Source organism: Paenibacillus glycanilyticus, from assembly GCF_030161375.1.
GTDB lineage: Bacteria > Bacillota > Bacilli > Paenibacillales > Paenibacillaceae > Pristimantibacillus > Pristimantibacillus glycanilyticus_B.
Genome location: NZ_BSSQ01000011.1, coordinates 51847 through 64340, shown reverse-complemented (window position 1 = coordinate 64340; position 12494 = coordinate 51847). Strand labels below are relative to the sequence as shown.

The following is a 12494-nucleotide window of genomic DNA, read 5'->3' as shown; positions in this document are numbered from 1 at the left end:
CTGTCACTGAAAAAAGAACAAGCTATCCACGGCGGATAGCTTGTTAAAGGCACAATGTCCTACGTCCGGCGGTCTGGCAACCATCGCTCTTTAGAGCATTAGGCCCATAACTTTGCGTCCTTGCCTTTCAGCAAGTTTGCCTTTTTCAGTTTATTTACGACTAATTTCGACACAAAGACTAGTTTAGGATAAATCTACCTTTTTGTAAACAAAATTTGGCTCCATTCCCATTCCGATATCCAGACTTTAGACTCATCCCCTTTGAAACAAGGAAGGATGACGTTATAATAGATGCTATATGAGAGAGACGGGAGCTAGGGACGCATGGAATTTCGTTTGGATCTGATTGAAGACAAGGTTGAGTTTTTTGAGGCAAGCGATCTCCGCACGCTGGAGCTCAAGATCGAGCAGCAAATCGAGAATAATAAAGCGCTTTTATTGCAGGTGCATCAAGTCCAGCATCATGCCGCTTTCAACACCATTACGGGTAAAATGCTGTACAGCGCGGTCGTGCATTTCAAGGCAAAAAAGCTTTAAGATTTTTCTATAAAAAAAGGATTGCATAAACCGTACATGCTATGGCATAATACATTTTGTGCCCGACACAATTTGAAATATGCCGGTGTAGCTCAGTTGGTAGAGCAACTGACTTGTAATCAGTAGGTCGTGGGTTCGACTCCTATCGCCGGCACCATTTTTTTCGGGACGTAGCTCAGCTTGGTAGAGCACCTGGTTTGGGACCAGGGGGTCGCATGTTCAAATCGTGTCGTCCCGACCATAGAGTAAACACGCAGGAAGCTTGATATATGATCAGGCTTTTTTTTGTTTTATATGAATAGATTTATTTATAGATTCGCAAAAACTTCTTTTAACGTTTGAATTAGAAACGCAACATCCTCATCGGTAGATGATAACGGCGGACTGATCGTAAGCACATTATTGTAGCCTGCGACGGTATCGCCGTTTTTTCCGATTATAAGGCCTCTTGCTTTGCACGCCCCCATAATGCGGACGACGCCAGACAGCGGATACGGCTCTTTCGTCTGCTTGTCGGCTACCAGCTCGATCCCCATCAAGAAACCAAAGCTGCGAATGTCCCCAACAACCGGATGTTCAAGCAATACGGATAGCTCATCTCGAAGTCTTGCTCCAAGAATAGCCGACCGCTCAACAAGTTGTTCCCGCTCCAAAATCTCAAGATTCGCTAGCGCAAGAGCGCATGCTGCCGGTGAACCCCCAAACGTATTTAAATGACGGAAGTGGCTATACATCTCTTTTCCTTTGAAAGCTTCATAGAGATCTTTGCGAACGGCCGTTGCGGATAAAGGCAAATAACCACTCGTTAATCCTTTCGCAAGAGTTACGATATCCGGCTTAATCCCGTAATTCAGATGGCCAAACTTCCGACCCGAACGTCCAAATCCGCAAATCACCTCATCCATAATGAGCAGGACGCCATATTTGGTGCAGATGTCGCGGACTTTCTCCAGATAAATCGGCTCGGGCACGATCACTCCCCCGCCCGTAATGGCAGGTTCCATAATAACGGCTGCTATGGTCTCTTGGCCTTCCCACACAATCGTCTCTTCGATCGCCTCGGCGCATTGCAAATTAAATTGTTGAACGGTCATGCCTTCGGGACGGCGGTAACTGTCTGGCGGCCGGACATGCAGAAATCCTCCGGCGAGCGGTTCGTACATGTATTTGCGCTGAGCTTGCCCGGTTGCGGCGAGTGCACCCATGGAGTTGCCGTGATAGGCCCGATAGCGGGAAATAAACTTATACCGGCTTGGAGCACCGGATTGCTCATGGTATTGCCTGGCCATCTTGAACGCTACTTCGTTCGCATCAGAGCCGCTATTCGAATAGAAGATCACATAGTCGTCTTCCAGCCAATCATTTAACTTCTCGGCAAGACGGATCGCAGGCTTATGGCTTTGGGTAAGCGGATAATAAGACAAGGTTTTGAGCTGCTCATACGCGGCTTGCGCCAGTTCTTCCCGGCCATATCCGACATTCACGCACCATAATCCGGACATGCCGTCCAAATAACGGTTGCCCTTGTCGTCTGTTATCCATGAGCCTTGCCCTTCCGTCACAACCATCGGAGGAACCTGTTCATTATATGGTGTCATCGCATGCCACACATATTGGCGGTCTTTGGCGATCCAGTCCGCCTCTTCTTCCCGATCCATGGACATTCCTTGTCACTCCTCACCATTCAACCTTTAGTACCTGGCTGTAACCATCTTTTTGCGCGTATAAAATTCTACTCCATCCCGGCCGTTCGCATGCAAATCCCCATAGAAGGAGCTCTTATAACCGGAGAATGGAAAAAAAGCCATTGGCGCGGGAACGCCCAAATTAATGCCAAGCATTCCGGCATCAATCTGCTCGCGGAACTGCCGGATCGCTTTGGCGCTATCGGTGTATAAGCAGGCGCCGTTGGCAAATTCGGATTGGTTGCTGATTGCTATGGCCTCTTCGAGCGTAGCCGCGCGCACGATCGCAAGTACCGGAGCGAACAACTCCTCCTTCCAGATCGTCATCTCCGGATTGACCTCGTCAAATATCGTGGGTCCGATAAAATAACCGTCTTCCGCTGCCTCATCGCGCCGGCCGTCCCGGATGAGTTTGGCGCCTTCTTCAATGCCCAGCTGAATATAGCGGATCGTTCGATCCTTGTTTTCCTGGCGGATAACCGGCCCGAGAAATACATCCTCCTCCAGTCCGTTGCCCATCTTAATGCGGTCGGCGGCTCTAACAAGTGCCTGCTGCAGCTGGTCCGCGGCATTTCCGACCGCCACAACAACCGAGCAAGCCATGCAACGTTCGCCAGCCGAGCCAAAGGCAGCGGCGGTAATATTGGAGACCGCAAGCTCCATGTCTGCATCCGGCATGACGATGGAATGGTTTTTAGCTCCTGCGAGCGCTTGAACTCTTTTTCCGTGCGCGGCTGCCGTTTTGTAGACATGCTCCGCTACCGGCTGAGAGCCTACAAAAGAAATCGCTTTGACCTGCTTATGCGCAAGCATTCCGTTCACCACGTCCCTTGCGCCATGCACGATATTGAGCACGCCGTCAGGCAAGCCCGCTTCCTTGAACAATTCCGCGAGGCGATTCGCGAGCAACGGGGTACGTTCGGAAGGTTTCAGCACAAACGTATTTCCGCATGCAATAGCAAGCGGGAACATCCAACAAGGCACCATCATCGGAAAATTAAACGGCGTAATGCCGCCAACCACGCCTAGCGGATAGCGGAACATCCCTGACTCAATGCCGCTGGCGATATCGGGCAACTGGCTGCCCATCATCAAAGTTGGCGCACCGGCCGCGAACTCGACGCATTCAATCCCCCGCTGCACTTCGCCAAGCGCTTCCGTGATGCTTTTCCCATTCTCGGTTGTGATTAATTTAGCAAGCTCATCTCCATGCTCGGTCAGCAGCTGCTGGTATTTGAACAGCATCCGAGCCCGTCTCGGTACCGCGACCTCTCGCCAACTCGCATAAGCAACGCTCGCCGACTGAACAGCCCGATCGACATCCTCTTCACCGGATAACGGCACCTTCGCAAGGATCTCTCCGGTAGCCGGGTTCGGTACCTCTTCATATCGGCCGCTTGCCGATTCCACCCATTGCCCGCCTATCCAATTCCGAAGCGTTATAACAGCCGATTGAGAGTGTGGCACATGGCCCACCTGCCCTTCTTCCACTTCGTATATATGTCTAGTATAGTGGCGATTATGACCGTTTACATTAGACAGAATGTCACGAAGTGGAAAGGCTTTTTCAACCTGAACGTCACAGAAAAACCGCCTGTCGCCAGGCGGCTACCGTTTAGCTATGCCGTTCGATGAACTGGACGATGCGAGCTCTGGTTTCATCGAGCCGCTCGCCCGCATGGTGGGGATGCAAGGGTTCACTCCAAGAGAAGCCATCACCTTGATATCTCGGGATAAGGTGCATATGGTAATGGGTCAGATCATTAAAGATTCCGCCATTCTGACAAATACTAATGCCATCCGGATGAAAAACTTGTTTCAGGACAAGCGATAAATGCTGTGAAGCCACCATAATGGCGGAAGTTGTCTCTTTGTCTATTTCTTCTACGTCGAGAACATGTTTTTTGGGCAGGATGAGAGTGTGACCTTCATTAAACGGAGCAATGTCGAGCACGCATGTGACATGTTCGTTCTCATAAATGATCTTTAAATCCGGTTCCGTACCGTTTGCTATACGGCAGCCTAAACAATCCATTGGGACAAGCCCCTTTCGCGTTTGAAATCCCGTCTTGTTTATTGCAACAAAATACTGAAACTAAGCGTAAGACTATATGGATGCGCTTGTTAACGTTCCTAGCTAGATATTTTATTTTGCTTGAAAGGATCCCTACAATGAAAAAACTCGTCCTCTCTATACTTCTATTAATTATTCTTTGTTCGTGTAGTGCAGCCTTCAATAAAGATACCTGGTTAGAACAACCCGAGAAAAGAAATGGCATGGTGCATAGTTTGATTAAGAAGTACCACCTAGTAGGAATGTCCGAGGCTGAAATTGTTGATTTGCTTGGTAAACCCTCGCTAAAAGTAGATGAACCTACTCGGCAATATGTATACTATCTTGGAAGAGCAGGATTAGGAGTAGATGACAGCTTATTGCGGCTCTATTTCAACAATAACGGCGAACTTGACCGCCACGAGATTACGCATGATTAAAGGAATGGCCGCTGATCGCTAGATCGACTGCCATTCCTTCTTTTTGCGCTTCCCTCTTCATTCGTTACTTCTTGATGAATTTTACGATTCTAACAAATCCCCAAATGAGTAATGCTAGAATTGCGGCTAACACTGGAACTTGAACGATAAAATTGCTCCAAACGATATGCAAACCATTTACCTCCATCTTCATGCCAATCTACATTTTTCCAATATTATAACGTTAATAGATTCTCCTCTTCAATAAAATCAGCAGCCGGTCTTAGTCGACCGACTGCTGATTGAACGCTAGGCATGCCATATTCTAGGCATCGGCATCGATTCCTTGCCTAATTCCGCCCAGATATATTTCAATAATAGTTCTGCTTTTAACGGAGCATGTGCAGGATCATTCCATAAATTCCGAAGCTCCCCCGGGTCTTCCTGCAAGTCGAAGATTTCACCGTACGTCTGATTATAGTAAACGGTAATTTTGTATCTCTCGCCAATATACGTTTTCTGGTGAATCGTCGTTGCCTCATGCCGGAATTCGCAGATTGCATGGTCCCTCGCGGAAGACTTCCGCCCAAGCCATACGTCCTTCTGGTCAACGCCGGTCATGGCGCTTGGCACCGGGATTCCGCAGAATGAGAGGAACGTTGGAGCCAAATCTACCAGGGATTGAATAGATGGGGAAACATGCCCCGCAGGTACCCGCCCCGGATATCGCACGATAAACGGCAGTTTCAGCAGATCCTCGTAATGGAACCCGCCCTTCGCCTGAAGCCCGTGTTGACCGAAGAAATGTCCATGATCCGTCGTAAACACCACAATCGTGTTGTCGGCCATCCCGAGATCATCCAACTTGTCCAAGATCGTTCCGATATACTTATCCATCATGCTGACCATGCCGTAATAAACCGCGACAAGCTTTTTCTTATCGTAGTCCGTCAGTTTGGCCTTGTCCCCGTATTCGTAGTAGTTGTGGGACCGGTAACCATGGACGCCATAACCGCTCTCCAGCAAATGGGAGAAGTCCGGATTGTCCTGCTGCGTCATGCCAAAATGCGGCGGGTTCTGCTCATGCTCGCCTTCAGTCAGCGTCGGAACCGTTAATTGATCCGGATCATACATCGTATCCCATGGCTCCGGAACAAGATATTCGGGATGCGGATCGAAGAAGCTGGACCATAAGAAGAAGCTTTCATCCTCCGACTTGAACTTCTCCAGCTGGGCATTCGTCCGCTCCGCTATCCATGTATTGTAATGATACTCCTCGGGAATCGGCCATTTGTAGGTATTGGAAGGATCCATCGTGCCGGTAGGCGCGAGGAAATAATCTCGCCAGTTCGCGAAGCCCTTCTCTTCCATCCATAACGCGTAATGTTGTCCCACATGGGCTTCGTTGGTATGGTTGCGCGCCAACTCCACATGGTCAAATCCGTAAAACGGTCCCTCATACGTCTTCCACGTCTCCAAATCCTGAAGAAGCGGATAAGCTTCCAAAGAAGGATACTCCTCCGTTGAACGAAGCGGTTGAAAATGCGCTTTGCCGATCAGCGAAGTGCGATAACCCGCCTTCACAAAATCCTCGCCAACGGTATGGCGATCTTCCAGCAGCTTCGTGCCAAGCGTCCATGCGCCATGCTGGCTCGGATACATGCCCGTAATAATGGATGCCCGGCTAGGCGTGCAGGTCGGGTTCGGGCAATAAGCCCGGGTAAACGTTGTCCCTTCCCGCGCGAGTCTGTCTAAATTGGGGGTATGTAGCTCTTTATTAAAAGCTCCGATCGTATTCCAATGCTGCTGATCGCTTGTTATGAGCAAAATATTGGGCTTTTTCATTTGCGAACCTCTACTACGCAAACAGAATGCGGCCTCATGGCCAGAACCGGCTTGCTGCTGCCGAAATCCAATCGTTGCTCCCGCATCGTTACGGCTTCCGGCTCGAATACGGAATTAATTGTCTCATAATGATCCCCGGCAAGCTCCCATACTTTCGCTTCGCCGGCATCTGCGAACGAGCCGATGATAAGTTCCGCGTCAATCGAAGATAATCCCCTGTTAACAACAAACAAAGTTAATACACGACCGGACTCGTCCACTGCCGCTGCCACATCCAGGGCCGGAAGCGGCCCCGGCTCAAGGCCAAAGCGTTTGGAACCGGACGGCCATTCGAATGTCTCGCAGTCTGCATTAGCCGGCACGATACGGGAAATCTCGCGATTCGCATACTCCTTCATCATGTGGAAGGTCGGCGTTCCATACACCACGCGGCTGCGTCCGCTCCATCCCGCTTCCTTGCCCCGGTATTGATCCGCATAACAATCGCCAACGCGAATGCAGCCGCCAAGCCAGCCGTTGACCAGATCGGAGAAGCTGCCGATTTCAACGAGGTGCGACTGGCGAATGAATTCATTAAGATTCGCCGCATTGGCAACGGCCGCCTCCAGCGTATGCTCCATCGGACGACCCTCGCGAATCGTGTTCGGGTAATACATCGTGTTATATTCCGTAATCGCCAATTTCACGTGGGAATAGGCCGGATTGCTCCTTATCAAATGTTCCGCCTTGGAAATAACCGTCCGGCTGATTTCCGGGAAAGACATCACCGCAGGATACCGTTCCTCTGCCGACGTATTCGGCGTAATGCCAACCGTGCCAAAACCGTGATAAATATGGATCGTCAGCATATCCATCTTGCTAGCCGAAATGTCTAGCACCGTGCGATTCCATTCAGGATCGCAATCTCCGCAAGCGAGAAGCACAATATCCGGATCTACCGCCTTCATTGCATCTGCAAACCGGTTATAGCGGTACGCGAACTCTTCTGCCGTACAATGTCCATGCTGCCAGGAGCCATAAATTTCATTGCCTATCTCCCAATATCTGACCCCGTATGGCTCGGGATGACCGTTAAGCGCCCGAAGCGCGCCGTATTCCGTGTCGATACTGCCGTTGCAATATTCCAGCCAAGCCGCGGCTTCCTCCGGCGTACCGGTGCCGGCATTGACACAGATTAGCGGTTCTGTATCCGTGTCCCGGCAAAATTGCAAAAATTCATCCGTACCGAAATATTTGTTTGTCCAACCGCCCCATGCTTCATTGATCATATTGGGACGTTCTAATACCGGGCCAATCGCATCCTCGAAATGATAGGCGCTAATATAATTGCCCGCAATGCGCATCATGCCCGGCTTCAGCTGCTTCGTCAGCTCCACGACTTCGCGCTTCACATAACCGATGCTGTCCGATGGAAGCATGGAGACATGATCGAGCCATAACATGCCGGATCCCATTCCGTCACGCCATGTCTCCTCCTCCGAGGAGAGCAGGATGCGGAACTCGGCGTTCTCGCAGGAACGGCTAGGGGTCATTTGCGTCTTGTATTCCTGCCAACGATGACCACTCAGCTTCAGCTCGGCACGGCCAAGCAGCTCGCCCGTCGAACGGTCGACCAGCTCACAGGCAGCAATCCTTAAATCTATGGCCGCACGTGCCACCGCGTGGATCCGGTACGCCATCCCGCCTTCTACGCTGACCCGCTGTCCGATCCCGCCATAACAGCGATCGGCGCTCAAGATGCGAATACGCTGGCTATGTCCGGAATGCCTGGGAGCGGCAGGCTCCAAAGCATACTCGGTGTTTTTCCCATTGGTTACCGCGTACCAGCCGGAGGAGACGCCTCTTCCGTCAGCTTCGTCTTCAAAGTCCATATCCTTCAGCGTAAAAGCTAACATGGCATCCATATGATCGCGGATATCCTCTACGAAATGTCCAAAGATGTACGGATTTACGCGATGCGCGGACGGCGTTTCGGTGTTGACGGTAATGACTGCTCTCTGATTCATGGAGATTCTCCTTATCTAGACTAGATTGTATATCCATGATAGTGTTTGGGTTAGAAGTTGAACATAGAGGAAAAGGAAGATTACGTGAGGAAAATGGACATTATTCAAATTGACAATCTACTGAATCCCGCCTTGCGGAAATATGGCGACATATTGGCGCTTCCCCACTCTCAGGATCTGTCTCTTTACGTTCCCATGATCGGGATTAACATCTGCGCGCCAACCTACAAAAACATACGCGAGAAAGCAGACATAACTGTCCTTGGACATGTGATAAACGGACATGGCGAAATAAAGGTGAATGCCGAGACGCACCGTCTTGAGAGAGGCGACTCCTTTATTCTGAAGAAAGGGAGTAGGCATGAGGTTACCGCTTTGTCCGCCGCTAATGAGCCCTGGACGTATTACTGGTATAATCTGCATGGCAACAGCTTGCCGCTCTTGGAGGCGTTCCAGCTCCTGCAAACCTCATATATCCCGAATACGAGCGTCGGATCCTTATTCCAAAGAGGATTGGATGCGGTCAAGCAACGCGATGAAGACATCGATATTCAAACGACGATTACGCTGGGCTGCACCGAGATCTTGATTGCGTTACAGCAATCGGCAGTTCGTTCGACGGATCATTCTCCTCCCCTGTTAATTCGCATGAAACGTTATTTGGATCAGCTGGTAGGCGAACCTTTTAACTCGGAAGATTTCTCTCGGCAAATGGCTCTATCGTTTAAGCAATTAAACCGGATTTTCAAGCTGCATACCGGCAGCACCGTCTATCAATATGTGTTGAACCGCAAGATCGACATGGCCAAAATGATGCTGCAAGATACCGATATGCCCGTTGGGGATATCGCCGTACATTTAGGCTACGAAGATCCGCAATATTTCTCCAACCTGTTCAAGCAAAAGACCGGCTTATCTCCCACGTCACACCGCCAGTACGCAAAAGAACCTTGATTGCCATCAAGGTTCTTAAACTTACAAGCTATTGCTCTCCCATAATATACGTATCTACGTACGCATTGCGGAACTTCCCATCAGGATCCTGCTCCAGCAGCAGTTGACGGAATTCCGGCAGCTTCTCATAGAGCGATTGCACGCGTTCTTGCGGCATCGTATGCACCTTCGCCCAGTGAGGACGCGCATGGAAGCGTTCCAGCTTCTCTTCGATTAAAGGAAGAACCTGCTTTACGCCTTCCCAATCCGGTTTCCATGTGAAATGGACGCCAACGGAATGCTGCTTGTAGTTCGGACTGAGCCATAGCTCGTCCGCCGCGATTGTGCGTACCTCCGAGACGAATAACAGCGGGGCAATCTGCTCGCTAAGTTCATTAATCGCGCACAACGCCGCATAAGCATCTTCACGGGCAACAAAATATTCGCTTTGCAGCTCTTCTCCCGCGCTAGGCGTGAAATCCATCCGGAAATGCGGCAGACGCTCATGCCATGGACCCGGAATACCAAGCTGCTCGCTGCAGTTTTCCGCGGTTTGCTCCGGAACCGGATGGCGTTTGGCTTCGGCCAAGCGTGCGCCAAATAATTCATTGCCTGCAACCTCGGATTTCCCCGGCTCTGACAGACGTTTCTGCCAAATTTGATTGAAGGAGGAATCCTTCCAGTCCGTAAACAAGCTTACGCTGTAAGCGCTTGAGAAGATGGCGTCGAAATGGTGTTCCAGCTGAGAGAGCGGCAAGTTCTCGTAAATATATTGGCTGATCTCAAACAAGGGAAGAATATCCAGCGTGATCGCCGTTACGACCCCCAAGCCTCCAAGTCCAACAACCGCACCGTTTAAAGAACCGTTCTCCCTAGTAAATTCGGCGATGGAACCATCCGCCTTCACGATCTCAATGGCATAAACCGCCGTTGCCAGATTGCCGTTCCGGTCCCCTGAACCATGGGTTGCGGTTGCGATTGCGCCAGCGATTGTAATGTGGGGCAGTGATGCCAGATTATGCAGCGCATAGCCTTCCCGATGAAGATACTCGCCGAGCTCACCGTAGCGGATACCGCCTTCGACCTTAACGCGCTTGTTATCGCGATCGAGTTCAAGCACGCGGTTCATATTTTGCAAAGAGAGCATCGTTTCGTTCGAATCCGCGATTCCGTTAAATGAATGCCGGGTCCCAAACACTCTCAGTTTATGACTGCGGGCTACGATTTCTTGTACTTCCTCTTTGTTCTCGGGGTACATATATTCCGAGGCACCAAATGTATAGTTGCCTGCCCAGTTGCGAAGAATTGCCACTTGTTACACGCTCCTTAGAAGTAGTTAAATAGGGCTTCTTATTAATTTAAGCAAACGGCCGCAGATTCCTGCTAAACAGATTTACTCTCTCTCCAAAAATAGAAAAACCGGCTTATAAGAAAGCCGGTCTCTGCTTGTATTATTTCTTGGCAACATAGAAAGGAATATCGTCAAAATCACCGCGCTCGCTGGCCTCTTCAAATGCTTCGTCGTCCAGCTCGTTCATCTCGATGATTCGTTTCACTAGGCGGGTACCCTCTTCATATATGGCGGCATCTTGTTCAAAGATCCGGCCGATCTCCTTCGTGAGCATTTCTGCCGTCAACGCATTGGGTTCACCGCTGTAACTGATCCGGTCAATGATCCATTGCCCGTTCTGGAAATTATAGGCGAGTCTGGCGTTAACAGCCCCTTCGATGTGCTTTACAGACAAAATCAACGTATTGTCCAGAAACTGCAAGCCGGAAGGCAGCACCTGGTAGGCAAAACCGCTTGCTTGAACGGAGGTTATTTGGGCCAATTCATTCGCCTCTCTTCGCTATAAATCGACAATATCATATCCAATTCTTCATCAGATAGCAATGAAAAATTTACAGCGTTCCAACTACCATTTTTATATTCGTGTTTTCTATCTTTATACCTAGAAAAAAACCGCCGCTTCTCCAAGAAGCGACGGTGTGTTGGCCTACTATTTCACGCAATACATAAAGCCGATTGCCCCCGGCCCCGTATGCGTCGTTATTACCGGCGTTGCGGGTTGGATCCGCACCGGCGTAGAGGTAATCCGGCTTATCTCTTCGCGCAACCGTTCAGCCAAGCTGATATTATCCGCGTGCGAGATTCCGATATCCGTAATTTCCTTGCCGTCGGTATCGCTTTTGAATCGTTCCATTAAACTTTTAACAATTTGAGAGGTTGTCCGGACCTTCGTCAGAGGCGTATACACGCCTTCCTGAAGCATGGCAATCGGCTTAATGCTGAGAATGGAGCTGATCCACCCTTTTGCTTTGCCGACCCGGCCGCCTTTTACGAGATTTTCGAGCGTATCAACAACGACCAATAAAGAGGTATTGTCCAACATACTCTTCAATCTAGTCTTAATTTGCTGAACGGAAAAACCTTCTTTGGCAAGCTTCGCTGCTTCCATGACTTGAAAACCAAGCGCTTGCGAAATCATTTGCGAGTCGATCACGACCACATCGCTCGATGACATCTCCGCCGCGGCACGGGCAGAAGCATACGTTCCGCTAAGGCCGCTTGTCATATGAATGGAGATAATCGTGTCCCCGTCTTTGCCCAGCCGGTCGTACATGTCGAGGAATACGCCAACTGCCGGCTGAGACGTTTTGGGCAGCTCGGAGGCATTTTTCATCTTGTGAATAAATTCAATGGGAAAAATCGTTACGTTATCCTCGTACGTTTCTCCATCTACATATACCGACAGCGGAATGACCTCCACTTGGTGCTGGTCAAGCAGTTCCTGCGGCAAATCAGTTGTGGAATCGGTAACAATCCTGATGCCAGGCATTTAATAGCCTCCTAAAATGTAATGTGATCAATACGTATAGCACCGCGATTGGTTTCACTATTTCGACGTGGAACTTTATTCCTATGACTTCCGTCTATTATCACATGTCTTAGCCTAATCGAACAGGTGAAAAAATGGCAGCCCGGCTAAATAGCCGGGCTGCCTCCTTGACGCGC

At 49.9% G+C, this 12494-nt stretch carries 11 protein-coding genes, 2 tRNA genes and 1 riboswitch; of the genes, 5 read left to right on the top strand and 8 right to left on the bottom strand.

Going from position 1 to position 12494, the window contains the following annotated elements:
* Positions 1–64: 64 nt before the first annotated feature.
* Positions 65–151, bottom strand: a riboswitch (cyclic di-GMP riboswitch).
* 173 nt (positions 152–324) lie between these two features.
* The 3 genes from QQK89_RS12840 (at position 325) to QQK89_RS12830 (ending at position 778) form a co-directional block, all read left to right on the top strand.
* Positions 325–537, top strand: a complete 213-nt coding sequence (locus QQK89_RS12840; protein ID WP_284238967.1) for a YrzA family protein — start codon at positions 325–327, stop codon at positions 535–537.
* 81 nt (positions 538–618) lie between these two features.
* Positions 619–694, top strand: a tRNA-Thr gene (locus QQK89_RS12835).
* A gap of 7 nt (positions 695–701) precedes the next feature.
* Positions 702–778, top strand: a tRNA-Pro gene (locus QQK89_RS12830).
* A 67-nt stretch (positions 779–845) separates the two neighbouring features.
* On the opposite strand, the gene QQK89_RS12825 is transcribed toward QQK89_RS12830, so the two are convergent.
* The 3 genes from QQK89_RS12825 to QQK89_RS12815 all read right to left on the bottom strand — a co-directional run bounded on the left by QQK89_RS12825 (position 846) and on the right by QQK89_RS12815 (position 4257).
* On the bottom strand, positions 846–2201 hold the full coding sequence (locus tag QQK89_RS12825; RefSeq protein WP_284238966.1) for an aspartate aminotransferase family protein: 1356 nt from the start codon (positions 2199–2201) through the stop codon (positions 846–848).
* Between the two features lie 27 nt (positions 2202–2228).
* A complete protein-coding gene (locus tag QQK89_RS12820; protein WP_284238965.1) occupies positions 2229–3689 on the bottom strand; it encodes a CoA-acylating methylmalonate-semialdehyde dehydrogenase in 1461 nt (486 codons plus the stop codon).
* A 148-nt stretch (positions 3690–3837) separates the two neighbouring features.
* A complete protein-coding gene (locus QQK89_RS12815) occupies positions 3838–4257 on the bottom strand; it encodes an HIT family protein (RefSeq protein WP_284238964.1) in 420 nt (139 codons plus the stop codon).
* Positions 4258–4394: 137 nt separating this feature from the next.
* Between QQK89_RS12815 and bamE the strand changes: the two genes are divergently transcribed.
* Positions 4395–4715 carry an outer membrane protein assembly factor BamE domain-containing protein gene (gene bamE, locus QQK89_RS12810; RefSeq protein WP_284238963.1) on the top strand — a complete coding sequence of 107 codons (321 nt, stop codon included), beginning with the start codon at positions 4395–4397 and terminating at the stop codon, positions 4713–4715.
* 288 nt (positions 4716–5003) lie between these two features.
* Here the strand turns inward: bamE and QQK89_RS12805 are convergent, their stop codons facing one another.
* Together QQK89_RS12805 and QQK89_RS12800 are read right to left on the bottom strand one after the other, a co-directional pair.
* Positions 5004–6539 carry a sulfatase family protein gene (locus tag QQK89_RS12805; RefSeq protein WP_284238962.1) on the bottom strand — a complete coding sequence of 512 codons (1536 nt, stop codon included), beginning with the start codon at positions 6537–6539 and terminating at the stop codon, positions 5004–5006.
* Positions 6536–8545 carry an alpha-L-arabinofuranosidase C-terminal domain-containing protein gene (locus tag QQK89_RS12800; RefSeq protein ID WP_284238961.1) on the bottom strand — a complete coding sequence of 670 codons (2010 nt, stop codon included), beginning with the start codon at positions 8543–8545 and terminating at the stop codon, positions 6536–6538. Before QQK89_RS12800 ends, QQK89_RS12805 begins: the two co-directional genes overlap by 4 nt.
* A gap of 93 nt (positions 8546–8638) precedes the next feature.
* On the opposite strand from QQK89_RS12800, the gene QQK89_RS12795 reads away from it, so the two are divergent.
* Positions 8639–9499 (top strand): AraC family transcriptional regulator, encoded by an 861-nt coding sequence (locus QQK89_RS12795; protein WP_284238960.1) that lies wholly within the window; start codon positions 8639–8641, stop codon positions 9497–9499.
* Between the two features lie 28 nt (positions 9500–9527).
* Here QQK89_RS12795 and QQK89_RS12790 read toward each other — a convergent pair whose 3' ends face one another.
* The 3 genes from QQK89_RS12790 to QQK89_RS12780 all read right to left on the bottom strand — a co-directional run bounded on the left by QQK89_RS12790 (position 9528) and on the right by QQK89_RS12780 (position 12318).
* A complete protein-coding gene (locus QQK89_RS12790; protein WP_434481686.1) occupies positions 9528–10736 on the bottom strand; it encodes an FAD-binding protein in 1209 nt (402 codons plus the stop codon).
* 193 nt (positions 10737–10929) lie between these two features.
* Positions 10930–11310 carry a hypothetical protein gene (locus QQK89_RS12785; RefSeq protein ID WP_284238958.1) on the bottom strand — a complete coding sequence of 127 codons (381 nt, stop codon included), beginning with the start codon at positions 11308–11310 and terminating at the stop codon, positions 10930–10932.
* A gap of 168 nt (positions 11311–11478) precedes the next feature.
* Positions 11479–12318 carry a DegV family protein gene (locus tag QQK89_RS12780; RefSeq protein WP_284238957.1) on the bottom strand — a complete coding sequence of 280 codons (840 nt, stop codon included), beginning with the start codon at positions 12316–12318 and terminating at the stop codon, positions 11479–11481.
* Positions 12319–12494: the final 176 nt, after the last annotated feature.